General features: G+C 50.5%; 13 protein-coding genes. All 13 read left to right on the top strand.

The window, feature by feature from the left end:
• The first annotated feature begins 616 nt into the window (after nt 1-616).
• The 13 genes from SE18_RS04825 (at nt 617) to SE18_RS04885 (ending at nt 19,517) form a co-directional block, all read left to right on the top strand.
• Nucleotides 617-2,653, top strand: a complete 2,037-nt coding sequence (locus tag SE18_RS04825) for a hypothetical protein (RefSeq protein WP_054533294.1) — start codon at nt 617-619, stop codon at nt 2,651-2,653.
• Entirely contained in the window at nt 2,647-3,486 is an 840-nt protein-coding gene (locus SE18_RS04830; RefSeq protein ID WP_054533295.1) for a class I SAM-dependent methyltransferase, read from the top strand. The genes SE18_RS04825 and SE18_RS04830 overlap by 7 nt, the downstream gene beginning before the upstream one ends.
• Nucleotides 3,486-4,598: a glycosyltransferase family 4 protein gene (locus SE18_RS04835; RefSeq protein ID WP_054533296.1), complete on the top strand. Its 1,113-nt coding sequence runs from the start codon at nt 3,486-3,488 to the stop codon at nt 4,596-4,598. Before SE18_RS04830 ends, SE18_RS04835 begins: the two co-directional genes overlap by 1 nt.
• A gap of 393 nt (nt 4,599-4,991) precedes the next feature.
• Nucleotides 4,992-6,428, top strand: a complete 1,437-nt coding sequence (locus SE18_RS04840; RefSeq protein ID WP_054533297.1) for a DUF2079 domain-containing protein — start codon at nt 4,992-4,994, stop codon at nt 6,426-6,428.
• Nucleotides 6,429-6,634: 206 nt separating this feature from the next.
• The gene (locus tag SE18_RS04845; protein WP_054533298.1) at nt 6,635-7,858 is read left to right on the top strand and encodes a glycosyltransferase family 4 protein; all 1,224 of its coding nucleotides are present in this window, start codon (nt 6,635-6,637) and stop codon (nt 7,856-7,858) included.
• The gene (locus SE18_RS04850; protein ID WP_054533299.1) at nt 7,848-8,516 is read left to right on the top strand and encodes a class I SAM-dependent methyltransferase; all 669 of its coding nucleotides are present in this window, start codon (nt 7,848-7,850) and stop codon (nt 8,514-8,516) included. Before SE18_RS04845 ends, SE18_RS04850 begins: the two co-directional genes overlap by 11 nt.
• Nucleotides 8,517-10,226 carry a lipopolysaccharide biosynthesis protein gene (locus tag SE18_RS04855; RefSeq protein ID WP_054533300.1) on the top strand — a complete coding sequence of 570 codons (1,710 nt, stop codon included), beginning with the start codon at nt 8,517-8,519 and terminating at the stop codon, nt 10,224-10,226.
• A gap of 44 nt (nt 10,227-10,270) precedes the next feature.
• Nucleotides 10,271-12,430 carry a hypothetical protein gene (locus SE18_RS04860; protein WP_152976553.1) on the top strand — a complete coding sequence of 720 codons (2,160 nt, stop codon included), beginning with the start codon at nt 10,271-10,273 and terminating at the stop codon, nt 12,428-12,430.
• Between the two features lie 2 nt (nt 12,431-12,432).
• Nucleotides 12,433-14,094 (top strand): glycosyltransferase family protein, encoded by a 1,662-nt coding sequence (locus SE18_RS04865; protein ID WP_054533302.1) that lies wholly within the window; start codon nt 12,433-12,435, stop codon nt 14,092-14,094.
• Between the two features lie 15 nt (nt 14,095-14,109).
• Nucleotides 14,110-15,048 carry an SDR family oxidoreductase gene (locus SE18_RS04870; protein ID WP_054533303.1) on the top strand — a complete coding sequence of 313 codons (939 nt, stop codon included), beginning with the start codon at nt 14,110-14,112 and terminating at the stop codon, nt 15,046-15,048.
• Nucleotides 15,049-15,053: 5 nt separating this feature from the next.
• Nucleotides 15,054-16,295 (top strand): glycosyltransferase, encoded by a 1,242-nt coding sequence (locus SE18_RS04875; protein WP_054533304.1) that lies wholly within the window; start codon nt 15,054-15,056, stop codon nt 16,293-16,295.
• A 141-nt stretch (nt 16,296-16,436) separates the two neighbouring features.
• Complete coding sequence (locus tag SE18_RS04880; RefSeq protein ID WP_054533305.1) at nt 16,437-17,192, top strand: LamG domain-containing protein; 756 nt, start codon at nt 16,437-16,439, stop codon at nt 17,190-17,192.
• A gap of 9 nt (nt 17,193-17,201) precedes the next feature.
• Nucleotides 17,202-19,517: a hypothetical protein gene (locus tag SE18_RS04885; protein WP_054533306.1), complete on the top strand. Its 2,316-nt coding sequence runs from the start codon at nt 17,202-17,204 to the stop codon at nt 19,515-19,517.
• The last annotated feature ends 192 nt before the right edge of the window (nt 19,518-19,709 follow it).

Consider the following 19,709-nt stretch of genomic DNA (forward strand, 5'->3'; position numbering starts at 1 on the left):
GAGCCAGGATCAAACTCGCCGACAAGTGACCGAAGTCACTGCGTGTGCTACTGATTTAGAGAGTGGTAGCACGGTCACTCTGTTGGTTGGTAGAATCCGACCAACGCATTGACGGTGACAAAAAAAAAGAAAATATTGATGCATGGAATGTGCTGCGGACGCAGCACCCATCAGTTGGAAAGGTGCAGTTTGGCGATAAAAAATCCGCAGGTTTATTTTACGAACCAAACGGAAGTTTGTTGCCAGTTGTTTGATGTTTATCTCACATCGTTGCTATCAATTGATAGCCCGTGAAGTCTACCACATTCAATCGTTCTTGTCAAACCCTTGCTTGTGGTCGATTTCATTCGGTTTATCGTGTCGTGACTTGTTATAAGTCATTCGTTGACAGCCCGTGAAGTCTACCACATTCAATCGTTCTTGTCAAACCCTTGCTTGTGGTCGATTTCATTCGGTTTATCGTGTCGTGACTTGTTATAAGTCATTCGTTGACAGCCCATGAAGTCTACCGCAAAGTGGGTTGCTTGTCAAATTGGTTGCAAAGGTAAGGTGATCGCCTATAATTGCTCAGGCAAAATCGAATACTACTTCTCTTTTAGTAATAGAGTAACGACATATGCAATTGGCTGGTTTAAGGTTTTTTCAAAATCGATCATCATTATTTGAGTATCCATGGCGCACTTGGCTGGCTGCTATCAGCGGGCTTGTGCTCTGGGCTTTGTTGATATTAACAATTAGCTATCAGTGGCAGGCTCGCACAACAATTACGCTTGGCGATTATTATGATCCACCGTTTCTGCAGGGCAATTTCTCGCCTGGCGAAGTTAGTCAAGGCAATAATCGTTCGTTTCGCTGGACAACCGGCGATGCAACGATTGGCGTCCCATTAGCTGGCCGTGGCAGTTGGACAACCAAAATCGATTTGTTGACTCAACATCCTGATTCAAGCCCAGTTAATGCAGTGCTTGATTTTGGCTCAAATGCAACTATTGCCTTACCAGATACCAATGAGACGCGAATTGTTCATGCCTTGATTCCAGCAAACGCAACGAGCAGCGGTAATGTGGCGCTTGGCTTGCGCTCAAATTTATATCAGGAACAAACTGCAAGCGCTCGCACACTTGGGGTTGCAGTATTTAATGTTGAGCTTGCTTCAACGCAAAGTCGGCCATGGTTGCCACCATTATTAGCAGTGGTATTGCTGAGCCTTATTTTGCTTGGCATCGCCGCAAGCATTTTGCTGACGGGCATCAATTGGCCTTGGGCGGTTGGCTTAAGCGCAGCAATTGGGGTTGGCTTGGCTTTACCAGTGATGTTGGCACGTGTGCCACACACGTTTTGGCTGCCAAATTTGGCAGTTCTGGCAGGTTTGAGCGTTGGCTTAATTGCAGCCCTACGCAAAATCGTGCCTTGGTTGATGCGCAAAGGTGGCATCGAATTAGAGCCACATACATTAACGATCTTGCTTGGCTTGTTTTTATTTGGCTTTTGGATCAAGGCAGCTGGCCAAGTTTATCCTTATATGATAGCCATCGATATTCACTGGCATATGGAGCGGGTACGCTGGATTTTGGATGGACGCTTGGCTGAAATGTACAAGCCTGGTGCATTCAATGAGTCGGTAATGCCGGAAAAGGAATTTGGCAAAGAGCGGCCAATTATTCCGTATTCGCCGTTTTTTCATATTTTTGCCACCTCGTTTGCCTTGCTGCCCTTCCAGATGGAAACAACCGCCAAGATATTTAGCTCAATTATTGATTCGAGCTATATCTTTTTGATCTATTTCTTTGCGCGTTCGTTTGATTTTCCCCGGCGGGTTGGGTTGTTGGCAGCAGCATTCTATAACGTTGTGCCATTGACCTATTTACTGCACTCGTGGGGCAATGTGCCAACCACCTTTGGCATGTGGTGGACATTTATGAGCATTGCCTTCATCATTGGCGCTTGGGGCAAGCTTGATCAGCGCAAGGTTTGGTGGAGCTTCGCCGCACTTTTGACCGTCGCATTTTTGATGTACACGGTAATGGCGGTATTCTTGGGCTTGTTGCTGTGTATTTGGATGAGCTACATCGCCATTACCAAACGCAGCGAACGTCGTCAAGCGCGCTCGGTGATTACGGCCATGCTGGTCGGGGTGCTTGGCTCAACGATCGTTTATTATGGCTTGTATATTCCAGGTATCATCGAAAAGACGATTCCCTATTTCACCACAACCTTTACTGAAGGCCAAGAGGCGGTCGGCGCGATTCAATATCAGCCAACAGCCTACGATAACTTCCTCGCCTATCGCACCCGTTTATGGAATCATGGCTTGATGATTCCATTCTTGTTGCTGCCATTTGCCTTGTGGGTCATTGCCCGCTTGCGCACGCGTCAGCCAGAAACGCGCTTGTGGATGGGTTCGATTTGGATGTGCGCGATGGTCACGGTTTCATTGCTATTTACGGTGATCGACCGCAACGTGCCGATGGTTGATAAACACATTATTTTCTTGATTCCTGTTTGGGCGATTTTGATGGCAATGTTGATGGATTTGGCGCTCAAACGTTGGCGTTGGAGCAGCATTATCTTTGGCTTGGCCTATCTTGGGTTGTTTGCTATGTCGATTGAATTATGGACACGGCGGATTGCATCGGTGAAACAAATATGGTAGTTGATACGAATGAAACTCGTTTGATTGAGCAAATTGACCATTGGGTCAAGCCAATGAACTGGCGGCCAGATTATGCCTCGTGGCGCGAAAAACGCATCTGGCAAGAGCGCTACCAAGCTGAACGCTTAGCGTTGATCGAGCGGTTTGGCGGCGAGCTTGCTAACACCCGCATTTTGGAAATTAGCTGTGGCATGGGCGGCACGTTGGTAGCGTTGGCTCAAGCTGGTGCGCAACCAGTCGCAACTGAGTTCAACCGTGATTATTGCCAGATTAGCAAACTCCGCGCAGCGCGTTACGATCTCAATTTGCCAATTTTGAATGCAGTTGGCGAGGCCGTGCCGTTTGCTGATAATAGCTTTGATTTGGCAATTTGCTGGGATATTGTTGAGCATGTGCAAGATCCAGCAGCCATGTTGGCTGAGTTGCGGCGGGTGATTCGGCCTGGTGGTCGGGTTCTGCTCACCATCATCAATCGCTGGGCATGGCGCGACCCACACTATCATATTCGTGGCATCAATTGGCTGCCACGAACCTTGGCCGATCGTTTGGTAGCAAATCGACTCAAAACCAAACAAGCGATGGGCTTGCAAGATCGCCAGTGCCTAAGCGAAATGCACTATTACACGATGAACCAATTTCGCGATTTAGCTCAACACCATGGCTTCAAGGTTGCAGATATGGAAGCGCTGGATATTCAGCATGGCAGCAAACGCCGCGCCAAAGGTTTCAAAGGCAAGCTGCGCGATCTGGCGTATCGGCTTAAATTAGGCCTACCTGCCTATTATCTGTATCGTGATTGGGTCAAGGGAACCTACGAATTGGTGCTGTGGTAATGCATATTATTCACTACAATCTTACTACCACCAGCAAAGTTGGCGGAGTTGAGAGTTTTGTCTGGGAATTGGCGCAGCAGCAAGTTCGGCTCGGTCATCGGGTGACGATTGTTGGTGGCAATGGCTCGATTAAACGGCCAATGCATGGCTTGCGGGTAATGACCTTTCCGTTTATTGCTCGCGAACGTTTGGCGTGGGGGCCGTTGCGGCGGGCCTATGCGTGGCGCAAATTGGCCGAACGCTTGTCGCTGTTGCCACGGGCTTGGCCAATTTTGAAAACTGCCGATTTGGTGCATATTCACAAGCCCTATGATTTGGTCGTTGCCCCGTTGCTCAAGCGTCATGGCATTCCCACGGTTTATCATGGCCATGGCGAAGATTTTTTTCGCGGCGATGTGCAGCTGATGAACTCAGCAGCCGCGCTGCTTTCGTGCTCAAGTTACAATGCCCAAACCTTGCAGCAACATTATGGGCGAACAGCAACAGTGGTTTACAACGGCGTGGATCTTGAGCATTTTCGGCCATTAGAGCCAGAGCTTCGTTTACGCCACGCAATTGCTGGCGACGCAAAATGGTTGCTAGTCCAACCTGGGCGGATGATGCCGTGGAAGGGTCAGCGCGATGCAATTACAGCCTTGAGTTTGCTCGATGAGCAGTATCATTTGGCCTTTTTGGGTGATGGCGAAACGCGCCAAGAACTGGCTGATTATGCGCAGTCATTGGGCATTGCTGATCGTATACACTTGCTTGGCACCATTGCCCACAGCGAATTGCCGCGCTATTTGGCTTGCGCCGATCTGGTGCTTGGCACAAGCTACACATCGGAGACATTTGGCATGGCCTTGGCCGAAGCCCAAGCCTGTGGTAAGGCGGTTGTGGCTTCGTCGTGGCGCGGCTATGATGATGTGGTGCAAGCTGGCAGCACTGGCGAGCGGTTTAAAGCCCAAGATCCTGCTGATTTGGCGCGGGTCATAGCCCAGCTTTGTGCCGATGATGGCTATCGTGAGCAACTAGCGCAGGCTGGCCGCCAACGAGTGCAACAGCTGTTTCCATGGTCGGCAATCGCCGAGCGGGTTGAAGCGGTGTATCAGAACATAGAGCATAGAACATAGAACATATAGCTACAGGCTTTTGGATATCGGAATGTTTTGTGGTAAGTGAAAAAGATTCTCGCTAGCCCAAAGCCTAGAGCCAATTTCCCTTCGCGTCCTTCGCGCTCTTCGCGGTTTCAATCCTTCATAACGAAGAGGCGCAGAGCGACCGAGGGGTCAGGGATCAGGGGTTAGGATCAAAGGCTAGATTTAACGCAGAGGGTTTATTGCTTTGGGCTTCGGGCGAGTAGGACATAATCCAAATAATCTGTGCCAATCTGTGGCTAAAGTAATACTCATTCGGGCAATTTATGGAACAGATAGCTTTCGCAGTTGTGGATTTTGGGTCTAGTTAGAGCCTAAACTCCGATCCCCAATCCCCGACAACCGATCCCTAACGAATACGGAATAACAATGCAACGATTTTTTGCAACGATCGATAAATATGCCAAAACGCTGCTCGCGACAATGATTGTGGGCTATGTAGCGGTTTTCGCGACCTTATCGTGCCTGAAACTGGCATGGTTTCGCCAAGGCTTCGATATGGCGGGCAACGAGCAGACGATTTGGAATACCTTGCATGGCCGACCATTCCAAATTTCGGTGTTTGCCATGATGCGCTACGATTTTGATGATGGCCCAGTTTTATTACAATTACCGTTAGCATTACTGTATGGCATTTATCAATCGCCATATACCTTATTAGTTTTACAATCGATTGCCTTAGGAATTGCTGCTTGGCCATTGTATTTGATTATTCGTGATCTTTTGCCAAAACCATGGCATGCCTTAGTTGTTGCAGCGATCTATTTATTACATCCCACCACGCAGCATATCAATATGTATGAGTTTCAATTGCGCTCATTCATGATTCCATTCGCCTTGGCAGCATTGCTCTATTTGCGCCGCGAACGCTTAGGTTGGTATTGTTTATTCCTGTTTTTGATGATGTGTACCAAAACAGAGGCAGGTTTCACATTAATTGCCTTTGGTTTATATGCAGCGTGGCAACGCAAGCCTTGGAAATTCATTGCATTTCCGTTGGTGCTTGGGCCTGCGTGGGTTGCGGTTGCTTTGGGCGTAATCGTGCCAGCCTTCAGCGAGGGCGATTTTATTGCTGATATTTATAGTTATGGCAGGCTTGGCAAAACTGTTGGCGATGTGATCACGACCATGCTGACCAACCCAGCCCTTGCCTTCAGCGTCATGACCGAGCCACCAAAACTCAAATATTTGTGGCAATTGTTTGGGCTTGGCGGATTTTTGGCCTTGCTTAGCCCTACTTTATTGTTGGCCTTGCCAGTCTTGGCGCTCAACTTAATCTCGCCAAATGCTGTGCAATTTAGCCTCAATTATCAATATGGCTCGCTGGTGTATCCATTTTTGATTGTGGCATCAGTTGAGGGCTTGCTCAATCTCACCCGCTGGACGATTCGCAACCAACAATGGCGTGAGCGAGTCATCCATGGCGCAGTTTTGGGGCTTCTCGTAATTGGCATCATCGGCAATTTGACGCTTAACAATGTGGTAAAAACAGCTTTGGGCAATCGCGAAAATCCTACGCGGGCGGCTGATGCGCGGGCAATTTTGGCCCAAGTTCCTGATGATGCAGCCGTAGCTGCCAGCACATTCCTTGCACCACACCTTGCCCAACGCCAAGAAATCTACTTCTTCCCAGGCAATAAATCGTATCCCGCTGAATATATCGAGCGCGCAGAGTATTTGGTCGTTGATCGGCGGCCACCAGGCAATAGCTCGGTTACGCGTGCTGCTCTCGATAAGTATTTGAATGATCCTGCGTGGGTTATTGTGGCCGAGGCTGGCGATTTTGCCTTGCTAAAACAGCAGTAACCGAAACCACGAAGAACACGAAGCGCACGAAGGAGATAACTATAGGTTTTTAGATTTTGTTTGAAATATGAAGAACACGAAGCGCACGAAGGAGATAACTATAGGTTTTTAGATTTTGTTTGAAATATAATGAAATGTTCCGATAGCCTATAGCCCATAGCCTTTGGTGCTCTGCGCCTCTGCATTAAAAGTTAAGGATTGGATAAATGAAGATTTTGATCGTTGGCTTGGGTGGAGTAACCGCAACCTTTCGCAACTGGCCAGAGCGGATTGTGGCCTTGGGTTTGGCCCAACGTGGACATAATGTCCGCGCAATTGGCACCCATGATCCCAAACGGCCTGCTTTGGCTGCGCGCCACGAAATGATCGAGGGCGTGACAGTCCAGCGCGTGCGTTCGGGCTATGCGCCAAACCGCGAGTTGCAACAGGCCTTGGAGCAAGGCCCCAAGCCAGATCTGATTCATTTTATGCATCCGCGCAATGTGCTAGCCGCCCAAACCAGTGATTGGGCCAAACGCCACAAGATTCCCACGGTTTATACCTGGTTGGGGCCGTATCACGATGCCTATTTGGTCGATGATCGCGAGCGGCCATTTGAAACGACGATCCACTATCAACGGCCAATTTGGATGAAGCAGCAATTTTGGCAACGCATCAAATCAGCCCGCTCATGGCGAACCATGCGCGATCATCTGCGCAATTGGCGGTTGCACCGCCCGTTGTGGGATGCCGATCACCTGATTCCTTGCTCGCAATTTGAGGCCGATGAGCTGAAACGCATGGGCTTGCAACAAGATTCAAGCGTGATTCCGCTTTGGATCGATGATTCGGCGATTAGCACCACACCCGATAGCATGCCCGATTTGAATGTAAGCCGGCCTTGGATTTTATTTGTTGGCCAATTGACTCCGCGCAAAGGCTATGATTTGGCGCTGCGAGCGATGCCAGCAATGTTGCAGCAATACCCAAATGCCAATTTGCTGATGGTTTCTGGGATCAATCACGCTGAACGGGCTGAAGTTGAGCGCATAGCCCAAGATCTGAATATTCAGCAACAGATTCATTTTTTGGGTCGGGTTGATGACGCAACCTTGGTCAATCTCTTTCGGCATTGCGATGTATATCTCACGCCGACGCGCTACGAAGGCTTTGGCTTGACCTTGCTCGAAGCCATGGCGGCTGGTGCGCCTTTGGTTGCTAGCGATATTCCAGTTGTTAATGAAATTGTTCGCCATGGCCAAAACGGCTTATTGGCAGGCTACAACAACCCTGAAGCCTTGGCAGCAGCGGCAAATTTGATTCTTGGTCAGCCGCGTTTGGCCGCCACGCTACGCGAAAATGGCCAGCAAACATGCGAGGTATGGTATAATCCGGCCCGATGGACGACCGCTTTAGAGCAGGTCTATACGCGAGTAATCAATGAGCACTAAGATCGACGAAACTAGCTATTTTGCGCCGCAGGTCAGCAAATCCGACCGCAAAATTGCCGTGCAATATCGCCGCATGTTTGCCTTTGGCGGCTTGGTCAAGCGCTTACCAGCAGGGCCAGTGCTTGATGTTGGCTGTGGCGCTGGCCCAGGGTTGCGCTATATTCGCAGCCGTGGAGCCACCGCAATCGGCGCCGACCCCAGCATTTATGCCTTGCGCGAAGCGGCGAAACTGATTCAAGTCGATCTGGTGCAGATGGATGCTGCGCCGCGATTTCCGTTTGCCGACCAAACCTTTGGCATGGTGCTCGCCAACGAAGTGATTGAGCATGTGCCGGATGGGGTAGAATTTTTGCTCGAATGCGCCCGAGTCCTCAAACCTGGCGGCATGGTCTTTTTGACGACGCCCAATCTTTGGGACATTCGGCGGGTTTTAGCACCCTTGGTTGGCAAAGTGTGGTCGGGCGATACCGACCCAACCCATATTAATTTGTATACCCCTTGGCGCTTGCGGCAAGATCTCAAGACCGCAGGCTTTCAGCAACCACGGATCAAAACTGGCTTTAAACCAATTCGCTGGTTGCCACCACACCGCAACCCGCTTGCTATTCCCTACCCGCCATTGATCGGAAATGGGATGGTAGCCACTGGAGTACGTTAAGTGCAATCGAACAAACCGCAGCGGAGCCTCACCAGTGAGGTTTGGAGCGCAACGCTTTGGAATACGCTGCTGTTTCCAGCCCGCTTTTTAGTTGGCATCATCACAAGCGTCATTTACTACGGGCGGCTTGCACCTGAGCAGGTCGCTTTGATTTTTCTCTTGACAAGTTTGGCTGCCTCAATCGGCACCTACGCCGATCTTGGCATTGAGCGCAGCTTGCCGCGCTTCATCCCCGAAGTGGAAAAACGCCAAGGCCGCCAAGGCGTTTTACGCTTTCTGTGGCGCATGATTGGGCTTAAGCTGGCGATTATGGCGGTGCTGGTGCTCGGGCTGAATCTGCTGGCCCAACCCATGGGCAATTATCTCATCGAGCAGCAACGGCAAGAGATTGGCGAAATCGAAACCCAAATTAGCACGCTGCAACAGCAACCAACCACGCCCGATCAAGCGAGCAAACTCAGCAAACTGCAAAATCAACGCACTGGCACGCTTAGCGTGATTGATCAAATTGAGAGCCAAAGCCATTGGTATATGCTGGTGGTCAGCGCCTTGTTGATTTTGGGCGCACTATTTGATGTATTTATGCAGTTTTTGACTGCCTACTTCAAACAACGGGCTTGGAATCTCATTACCCTCGTGACGACCTTGCTCCAGCCAATTTTGGTAACGATCTTCATTTTGCTGGGCTGGGGCATTACTGGGGTGTTGATTGGTTTAGTGCTCACGCCCTTGGTGAGCGTCTTGATGGCAGCGTGGCAAGCAATCCGCGCCAGCCGCGAACTTTCCAATACTGGCGATGGCGAGGCTGCTGACCCAGCCTTGCCCAAGCGTTTTGCCAAATTCGCCGCAGTCTCCTATTTAATGCAAATCACCACGTGGGTTTATGATATTCAGTTTGTAACTTTGTTTACAGTGACGCAGCTTAGCCCGCGCGATGTAGCAATTTTGGCCTTTGCCTACAAATTTGCCAAAGATTACCTTGGCTATATTTGGATGCCGCTCAACGGCGTGATGACTCCGCTGCTATCGCGGATCAAATTGCGCCGCGATCCGCAATCGTTGCAAGATGCCCATGGCGGCTTAGCCCGCATGATTTGGCTGTTGATTGTGCCAGCAGGCGTGGGTTTAGCGCTCTTAACGCCGCGCATGGTGGCGGTGCTATATCCGCTCTACACCGATGCCAGCAGCTTGATTATTGTGTTTATCGCCTTTACGTTTGGAGAATCGTTGTTGAGCGTGCCGCACAATGTGTTGATGGTGTATGAGCAATATCGAGCGGTGATTATTTCGCGCTTGTTTGCCTTTATCAGCGTGCCGTTGGTATTTTTGCTCTTGCCGCGTTATGGCATGTTGGGCGTGGCGATTGCGGTTGGGGCGGTGCGAGTTGCCACCCGCGTGATCACGCTCTATTATGGGTGGCGCAATTTGGGCTTGCAATTGCCATGGCGTTTTTGGCTGCGGGTTTGTGCTGCCAGCGCCAGTTTTGCAGTTGCCCTCTTTGGCTTGATGCAACTTTGGCCAATGCCTGAAGCTGCTGCTGGTTGGCAATCCAAAATGATCAATCTCTTGCCGCTGATGCTGTTTGCTGCAATTGGCGCAGGCTTATATTTGCTAACCTTGCGCTTGCTCGGCGGGCTTGATCCAGCTGAGCGTGAGCGTTTATTGAGCATGAAACTTCCATTCAAGGGCGTGCTTCGGCGCGTATTATAGCTATGCAGCAATTTAAACGATATTTACCACTGGTGCTGATCGCCGTGAGCGCCATTATTTTTTTGCTTCCAGCCGCCCGACCAAGCATCAACGTGGCGATGGGCAGCGAAGGCGAGTTTTTGGTTGAAGGCCAAACCCAAAGCTTTCGCAATTTCTATGGCTTTAAAGAAGTTGAACGCACCGAGCAAGGCACCTTTCGCTGGACAGGAGGCCGAGGCAGCATTGCCTTTCCATATTGGGAAAACGTCGAGGCTCCGCTACAAATTCGCATGTTGATTTGCGGTTGCCGCACCGACGGCCAAACCATGCCCTTGACCGTGACGGTCAATCAGCAACGGCTGCTCAACCTTACGCTGAGCAATCAATGGCAATGGTATCAGGTGCAATTGCCAGCCAATCTGACCCACCCCGACCACGATATTCTGCTGGATTTGACTTCAGAAGAATGGCAAAGCCCTGATCAACGCACATTGGGCATCGTCGTTCAAAGCCTACAAATCGAGGCCTTGGCGGCAAAACCAACCCAATCGTTGTGGGCATGGCTTGGCTTGGCGTTTGGGCTAGGGCTGATGGTGCTGTGGGAAATACCGTTTGGCTTTGCTTGTGTGGTGTTTGGCCAATGGCTGCTAGGATTTTATGGCTATCAGCCCCAATTCTTGCCCAAAGGCTTTTTGCTGACGAGCTTGGTTTTTGCCAACGTGCTTGGTTGGCAGAGTTTGCGCAAGTTGCCACAGCTTTGGCGGTGGGTGGCGTTGCCAATCAGCAGCTTTTGGCTCGTTAGCAGCCCACAAATCCTTGGCTCGTGGATTTTGGACGATGCGTTTATTTCCTTTCGTTATGCAGCCAATTTGGCCAACGGCCATGGCTTGGTTTTTAATTTTGATGAGCGGGTCGAGGGCTTTACCAACTTTCTCTGGACGTTGCTTAGCAGCCTGACGATTAAACTTGGAGCCGACCCAATTTTGGTGACTCATGCAACCAATTTGCTTTTGGGTATGGTGATTGTGTTGTTGAGCTTACACCTGGCGCATCGCTTGCATCAAAGTGCTTGGATGGCCTTGGCTGCGCCTTTGATGTTGCTGAATTTGCCCTTGCTCTTGTATACCAGCTTGGGCAGTGGCATGGAAACCGCGCTGTTTTGCGCTGGTATTCTGGCTACGGTTTTGTTGGCAATAAATCAGGCTTGGGTTTATGCAGCAATCACCACGACGCTGACGATTATGACCCGCCCTGATGGCATCCTGTTAGCGGGCATTATTGGCTTATTGGCAATTTGGCAAAGCTGGCGGGCCAAGCAATGGCAGCCGTTATTGCGCTATGCTGGCATGTTGAGCCTCACCTTTATTCCCTATTGGCTGGCGCGCTGGTGGTATTATGGCTATCCATTGCCCAATACCTTTTATGCCAAAGTTGGCGGCACAGCCAAACAAGCAGAACGCGGGATCACCTATTTTATCGATTTCAATAGCAGCTACTACTTGGGTTGGCTTGGTTTAGGGCTTGGCTTGGTTGCAAGTGGGCTGCGTTGGTATCGCAGCAAACAATTGCCGCTTTTGGCCATTCTAACTTGGGCGCTGGTTGGGTTGTACACCAGCTATACAATTAGCGTGGGCGGCGATTGGATGCCTGGCTATCGCTTTATGGTCGCAACCGTGCCTTGGTTTGCGCTGTTGGCCAGCTGGGGCATCAGCGAGCTGTGGCAGTATCGGCGCTGGCTTGGAGCGGGGGCAATTGTGGCAACCACTGGCTTGTTGCTGTTGTTGCTGCAACCATTGCGCCAAGATCGCCCCTTGATGATTGGCTCTGCTGCTTGGTACGAAACCGATGTAGTCAATCGCTATCGTGAAGTTGGCTTATGGATTAAAGATAGTACGCCAGCAGACATAACCCTAACTGTCACCGCAGCTGGCGCGATTCCCTATTATGCAGAACGGACAACAATCGATGCTCACGGCTTGACCGACCTGCATATTGCGCATATTCCGATTGATCCCAGTAAGGCTGGCAAACCTGGCCATGAAAAGCAAGACCCCGATTATGTGCTGCGTGAACGTAAGCCAAGCCTGATTCCATGGGTTGCAGCGCCGATGTTCACCAGCCATCCATTGTTTGAGCCAAACTATCGCCTGATCGAAGCAAGTGGCTCCGAAGGTCGGGGTATTCGCATGTTTGTTCGCCGCGATAGTGGCCTATTTGAGCAATAACTATGAATATTTCTGTTAAAGCAATCCGTGGTTTGATCATCACAGTTAGCGTTTTTGGCCTGCTCTTGCGGCTCATTTTCGCCTTGTTGCCCTTGCAAACCCATTTGCTGGTGCTCGAAGATGATGCGTGGATGGTTACGGCCATTGCCCGCAACTGGGCTATGGGCCAAGGCATTACTGCTGATGGCATCACCCCAACCAATGGCTTTCATCCGTTGTATCCCCTGACATTGGGCGCACTTCCCTATGTTGTAGCGCCGAATAATTTGGCCTTTGGCTTTACGGCCAATTTAGTCATTTGCGCCCTCTTGGCCAGCGCCGTGATGTGGCCATTGTGGCATTTGCTCAAACATTGGATGAACTGGCAAGCTGGGTTGTTTGGCTTGGTGTTGTATGCCTTAAACCCAACCCTCGTGCGGCTTACGGTCAACGGCATGGAAACCTCAATGGCTTTGTTGATGTGGGTCACGACCTTGTTGGTTGCGGTCAAAATCAAGCCCGAGAAACTGAGCCATAATTTAGGCTTGGCTGGATTGACCGCCGCCATGATTCTGACCCGCTTGGATGGCGCGTTGTTGTTTGCTTCGATTGCAGCAGCTCGCCTGATTTGGGCCTTGCGGGCCAAGCGTTTGCGCAGCGAATTGCCAATGCTCACGACCTATGTTGGGGTGACATTCGGCTTGCTCGTGCCCTATTTCTGGCGCAATTTGACGGTCTTTGGCTCGTTCTCGCCAAGTAGTGGCAAAGCCTTGACCTACTTGCACAGCTACGCCAACTCCTATGCAATCTCGAATGGCATCGATGGCTGGTATGTAAATAGCGCCATTTCGATGGAAGTGTTGGGCCGTTCGGTTGTCGGTGCGGCAATGTGGTTGGCGATTTTTGGCATTTTTGTGGGCTTGTGGGTTGGCCGCCAACTTTGGTTTGGCCTGCCGCTTTTGCTCTATCTGCCAATTCCCTTGGTGTACTATGGCTATATGATGCAGCAAGACAATCCACGCCACTTTGTGCCCTGGTCGCTGGCAGTGATTATTTTGCTGGCCTGGGCTTTGGCGGCAATGCTGCAACGCTTGCCATCAATTAGCTATTTGGCGGTGCCAGCAATTATCGCTGGAGTGCTGATTGTGCAAACGCTCGATAGCTCGCAGTTTTGGCGCGAAAAAGAAACCGCGCCCAGCCAATCGCAGCCAACCATGTATCAAGCAGCCTTGTGGATGCGCGATAATTTGCCTAGCGATGCCTTGATTGGAGCCAAAAACTCGGGCATTTATCAATATTATTCAGGCCATCATGTGCTCAATATCGATGGCAAGTTGAATAACGACATTCTCGCAGTCTACGATCAACGGCGCATGCTCGATTATTTACGCGAAAAAGGCGTGACCTATTTGATCGATCAAGAATCGACAATGGCCGATCATATTCAGTTTTATAGCTATCAATTTGGCGAACGGCCTGAGCACCGCGTGCCAACAACCCTCACCCAATTTAAAATCTATGGTCAATTGCTGCTCAGCAGTTTGGGCGTGGCCGATAAACCAGCGCTCGATCGGCGCGATGGCTTTGTGCCAAATCAGCCATTTAGTAGCATTACGACCGTGATTCAGCGCTTCCAACGCCCAAACGATAGCAATAATCCAATTGCCATCTTTGAACTTAATTAACAAGGATTTGCATCTATGGCACGTTATTTGGTAACTGGTGGAGCAGGCTTTATTGGCTCGCATTTGGTCGATGCCCTGTTGCAACGCGGCGATAGCGTGCGGGTTTTCGATAATTTTTCAACTGGCTACGAGCATAATCTAGCCCATTGCATCAATGAAATTGAATTGGTGCGGGGCGATTTGCGTGATGCAGCGGCGGTTAGCCAAGCGGTGGCTGGCTGCGACGTGATTTTTCATGAAGGTGCCTTGCCCTCAGTACCACGCTCGGTCAGTGACCCGCTGACGACCGATGCGGTTAATACTGGCGGCTCGTTGCATATTTTGCAGGCAGCACGCGAGCATGGGGCGCGGCGGGTGGTGTTTGCAGCCTCATCGTCGGTCTATGGCGATACGCCAACCTTGCCCAAAGTTGAAAGCATGGCCATGAGTCCCAAATCGCCTTATGCGGTGAGCAAAATGGCTGCCGAAAGCTATTTGAAGGTTTTTCACCATGTCTATGGCTTAGAAACGGTTGGCTTGCGCTATTTCAACGTCTTTGGGCCGCGCCAAGACCCAACTTCGCAATATTCGGGTGTACTTGCCCGATTCATGACGCTGGCCTTGCAAGGCGAACCCTACACGATGAACGGCACGGGCAATCAATCGCGCGATTTTACCTATGTTGCGAATGTGGTGCAGGCCAATTTGCTTGCAGCGAGTGTGCCTGCTGCTGCTGGCAAGGTGTTTAACATTGCCTGTGGTGTGCGCGTCAGCCTCAACGAGATTGTGGCGCTACTCAATAAATTAGTTGGCAAAGAACTGCCTGTGATCTATGGCCCAGCCCGCACTGGTGATGTTGAACATTCGTTGGCCGATATTAGCGCCGCCCGTGAAGTATTAGGCTTTGAGCCAAGCATCGATATTGAAACCGGCATTGCTCGCACGCTGGATTGGTATCGCACTCAGGGAGCCTAAATTCAATGCGCATGCTCTACTTCACCACTGCCTACAACGCAGAATTGCTCGATCGAGTGCATGAAGAATTTTTGTTACGCTGGCAAGAACTTGGGCATGAAGCTTGTATTTTGGTGCCCGACCCAAACCGCAAGCGTCAAAGCCGTTGGCTGGTTGAAGAAGGGGCGATTAAGGTCTATCGGCCAGCGGTGAGCATGCTGCGCAGCGATCGGGTGCTGAATAATATCGGGCGCCGCTTAACCGAATATAGCTACTTTTTCAGCTTGCTACGCGATTATCTGCATTTTTTGCGTCAACACCCAGAAATCGAACTAATCCACGTTGAATCGGTCTATCCGTTGGGGGCGATTGCGGCCCTAGCTTCGTTGGTTGATCGCCGACCATTTGTGCCAACAATTCGTGGTGGCGACTTAATTGCTGATGATTCGATTAGCTATGGTTTTGCGCGCTACAAACGGGTGCAAGCCTTGTTGAAACTGACCTTTGCGCGCGCGGCGGCAATTCGTTCAGTTTCGCCGAGCGCCAGCGCTATGGCCAAACAATTTGGCTGCCCTGAGCAAAAAATCATCACGATTGGGCGCAACATTCGTGACGAATACTTCGAGCGCGATCAGGCAGCCTTTCGAGCCGAAAGTCGCGCTTGGTTACGTCAACACTACCCAGCAATCGCAGGTCGCAAAGTAATTGTCGCAGCAGGCCGTTTGTTACCAGTCAAAGGCTTTGACGATTTGATTCGGGCCATGGTTGGTTTACCACAAGCTGTAGCATTGATTTGCGGGCCAAATCGGGTTGATGAAAAACTTGGCGATTATGGCGAATATTTAACGCAATTGGCCCAAAATTATGGCGTTGCTGATCGTATAATTTTAACTGGCGGCATTCCGCGTGAGCAAATGCCCCAATATTTTGCCGGCGCCGATGTGATGGCCGTGCCTTCAATTATTGAAGGTGGCAACCGCACAGTTTTGGAGGCAGCCACGCTGGGAGTGCCGTTTGTGGCAACGCGCAGTGCTGGCACCCCAGAGTTTTTTAGCGCCGCAGCGGGAATCAACATCGAGCCGCATCGGCCCGACCAACTGTGGGCTGGCTTAACGACAATCTTGACCGAACGCAGCGAACAAGCTCAAGCTCGGAGCATGCGTTGTCAACAAGAGGCCCAACAATTCTATTCGCCCCACGTAGCCCAACGTTTAGCAACCCTGTATGCAGCAATTTTAGCGAAATTGCCAATATCAGGGAACTTTTAGCTAATCTTCATCTTTTAACCTACTGAGGACGTTGAATCTACGTTGACAGAATCAACAGCATCGTGCTACGCTCATGAACTGCAATACACCAATCAATGGTGTATTCATTCCAAACTCTCACCAGAACTTAGGAGGAGTTCAATGCGACGAAATATTATGGGTTCCTTGTGTGGGCTAGTGTTGCTCACAACCACGTTGAGTGCTTGTGGCGCATATACCAGTGCTCAACAAGGGTCATTAGGCGAGCTACCAACCGCTCCGCCAGCGCCAACCTATGCGCCATTGCCAGCAGAGGTCGTTCCAGCAGCGCCCGCCATTGAAAATCCAAATAAGGCTCCTGAACTGTTTAGCAGCAGCTTTGACACTGACCTAAGCCAGTGGCAAGTGGTCGACGTTTGGATGAACGCAACTGAAAAATCCAAATGGGAAGTTAAAGAAGGCCGGGTTGAGCAAGTAACTGGGCCAGAAGGCTGGCCAGCAGTTGCACCAACCGCCTTGGTGACTGGTGATAAAACTTGGAGCGACTATAGCATTACCGCCCAAGGCTACTCATGGGGCAACAGCGTCATGGGCTTGGTTGGACGGGTGAATGAAAATGGCTTTTATGTTGTTGCAGTGCGCCCAGCGGGGGCCGAAGGTGGCAAAACCATCACCTTGCAACGCTACGACAGCAAAACCGAAATCTTTACCCAACTTGCAGCGATTAACGATAAAGGTTGGAGCTTGAAGCAATGGACAACCCTTGGATTGAGCTTTAAGGGCAAAACCATTACAGCTACCCTTGACGGAGTTCCTGTACTCGAAGCCCAAGATGATCAGTTCAGCAGCGGGCAAACCGGGGTTTATGGATTTGCCGAAGGAATGCTTACGTTTGATAATGTCATTGTTCAACAATAAGGATTCACAATGAAATCAATGACCTCGAAAAAATCCATAGGTTTACTTGGCATCTTAGTCGTAAGCCTATTTGCTTCGATGCTAACTGCCAAAACCCCGCCAGTTCAGGCTGCGCCAAACGCAGTTGGTTGGGGCACGGCCCAAGTTGTTGCTGCTGGTGCGCTCAAAAATTTGCACAGCGATGTTGCAATCGATAGCAATGGCAAAACCCACATTACGTGGATTCGGCTTGCTGCCAGCACATCCGATGAATCGGAAGTGTTGTATACCAATAATGTGGGAGGCACATGGTTAACGCCTTATGTTGTCAGCGGTAGCGCTGGCCACGGCGCTGATCCATTTGTCTCATTGGCAGTTGAAGGCAATCGCGCCCACTTCATCTTTATCTCATTTAGCGGGCTTGCGGTTCACCGCTATGTTACTTTCTCTGGCAGCAGTGTTGTGCCAAGCGTGGCAACCAACCTCAGCTCAACCAAGAGCTCAACCCCAGAGATTATTGCTGATAAAACTGGCCGTATTCATGCCTTCTGGGGCGATCGCCGCGCAGGCGCTACGGCGCAAATTGTACACCGAATTTGGGCCAATGGCTCATGGGAAGCAAACACCGGTCGGGTTGTGCGCAACGATGGAACCAACCAAAAATATCCGCGTGCGACCGCAACAGCCGATGGCAATATTCACATGACCTTCCTTGGCGAAAACAAGTTCCCATACCAAATTTTCAATGGCACCACCTGGGTTTCTGGTGGCAACCTTGATACTGGTAAAACCAAAATTGCTGCCTTGACCTCAAAGGGCAATACGGTTATTGCAGTCTATACCTTGGCTCCAACCACGCACATTGTGTATTACAAACAAGGTACCAACGGCAATTGGAGCAATCGGGTGCAATTAAGTAGCGGCTCAAGCTACGATGAGTTTCCAGCTGTTACCTACAACGAGCAAACTGACCGCGTCTATGCAACTTGGTTGAGTGGGCCAGGCGATACCGCTCAAGCCTTGGTCGCCCAAGAAATCAATCCTGGCATTACCTTCAATGCAATTCAAAAGATTGATTCAGCCTTGGTTGGCCGTGCATGGCCGCAAATTGATACCCGGGGTGCACGGGTAACGGTTGTGTGGCACCATCGTACCGTCTCCAGCCAACCATTTAATGTCTATCGCATCGAAGGCAACACTGGCGGCTCCGACCAAATAACGCCTACGCCATCGATTACGCCAACCCCAACCCAACCACCAGTTGGCTTTAGCTTGGTACGCAGTAGTGCTAGCCCAAGCACCAACCCTAACGTGACCTTGGCGATTTCCAACATGATTGGTAATCCCGATCAAATGCGGGTCAGCACCACAGCCTTTACTGCTCAATCAGCAGGTCCAAATTGGGAAGGGCTTAATACCAGCAAAGTTGTCAACACTGGAGCTGGCTCAAACTCGTGTTTGACAACTGTCTATGTACAGTTGCGCAATAGCAGCAATGGCCAAGTTTCGAATGTCCAGTCAGTAAGCGCCGTTATCGACACTGGGATTCAAAGCGTACCGCAAATCTATACCATGGAAACGGCTCCCAGTGCTCGCCCAGCCAATTTGACTGAAGCCCAAGTGCAGCCATTCGCACCAGATCGGGTTTCGGAAAAATATACCCGCAATATGACCTTCGCCTATACAATTGCCCAAGAAACTGGCGGTTGTTCAGGCATTGCGCGGCATAAAGCAGGCCCATTTGCAGTCAACGGTTCAAGCTATCCCTATAGCGGCTTCTCTGCCTTCGATAGCTTTGTGACTGGCAACGATAGCAATGGCACAGGCTTCGAAGAGCAAACGGTTAATGCAACCGTGATTCTGACCGATACGCTTGGCATGCAAAGTGTCATCAGCAAGCAATTTACCTATGATGATGATGCTCCTGTCTTGAGCGCTGGCGGTAGCATCAGCTTGCCAAATGGTGCAACCACCAACGTCTCAGTTATTCCGTTGACGTTCACCGCAACCGTAACTGACGATGGCTATATGAATAGCGCACCAGCAGATAAGCGCTATTGGGGCGTATGGGTCGTCGCAAGCACCAGCACCACCTTGCCAAGCCCGCAAGACTTCTTGCAATATGGCGATGTGATTGGCTTGGAAGATGGCGCAACCAGCGTCGACTATGCGCGCTTGGTCAATGCCTTAACTGGCACATCAGCAGGCACCCGTTATGTTCACATCCGCTTCCTCGATGGAGCAGGCAACTACACCAGCAGCGGTTTGACTTCAGAGGCAATTACCTTGCAAGCAAACTACACTGGTTTGCCAAACTATCTCCCATGGGTTAGCAAAGCTCCGTAAATCACACCAGCAGGGGCAGCCAATGGCTGTCCCTGTTTTGTTTAAGAACCACCACCCAACCACCTCAAAGCTTACACAGATCGCCAAACCTCAGCTTGATTGCGCAAAGTGCGCCACATTTGATCAATAGTGGTACTATTAGCCTGCTTCACGCAAGCTTGATGCTGGCGGAGCACGTTGATCATGACGTTT

Origin of the sequence: Herpetosiphon geysericola, assembly GCF_001306135.1 — a bacterium.
GTDB lineage: Bacteria > Chloroflexota > Chloroflexia > Chloroflexales > Herpetosiphonaceae > Herpetosiphon > Herpetosiphon geysericola.

Excerpts from the sequence above, each read along its gene's own strand:
- SE18_RS04845 (WP_054533298.1), top strand. The coding sequence starts at position 6,635 with ATGAAGATTTTGATCGTTGGCTTGGGTGGAGTAACCGCAACCTTTCGC.
- SE18_RS04830 (WP_054533295.1), top strand. The coding sequence starts at position 2,647 with ATGGTAGTTGATACGAATGAAACTCGTTTGATTGAGCAAATTGACCAT.
- SE18_RS04835 (WP_054533296.1), top strand. The coding sequence starts at position 3,486 with ATGCATATTATTCACTACAATCTTACTACCACCAGCAAAGTTGGCGGA.
- SE18_RS04865 (WP_054533302.1), top strand. The coding sequence starts at position 12,433 with ATGAATATTTCTGTTAAAGCAATCCGTGGTTTGATCATCACAGTTAGC.
- SE18_RS04825 (WP_054533294.1), top strand. The coding sequence starts at position 617 with ATGCAATTGGCTGGTTTAAGGTTTTTTCAAAATCGATCATCATTATTT.
- SE18_RS04885 (WP_054533306.1), top strand. The coding sequence starts at position 17,202 with ATGAAATCAATGACCTCGAAAAAATCCATAGGTTTACTTGGCATCTTA.
- SE18_RS04850 (WP_054533299.1), top strand. The coding sequence starts at position 7,848 with ATGAGCACTAAGATCGACGAAACTAGCTATTTTGCGCCGCAGGTCAGC.
- SE18_RS04875 (WP_054533304.1), top strand. The coding sequence starts at position 15,054 with ATGCGCATGCTCTACTTCACCACTGCCTACAACGCAGAATTGCTCGAT.
- SE18_RS04880 (WP_054533305.1), top strand. The coding sequence starts at position 16,437 with ATGCGACGAAATATTATGGGTTCCTTGTGTGGGCTAGTGTTGCTCACA.
- SE18_RS04840 (WP_054533297.1), top strand. The coding sequence starts at position 4,992 with ATGCAACGATTTTTTGCAACGATCGATAAATATGCCAAAACGCTGCTC.
- SE18_RS04870 (WP_054533303.1), top strand. The coding sequence starts at position 14,110 with ATGGCACGTTATTTGGTAACTGGTGGAGCAGGCTTTATTGGCTCGCAT.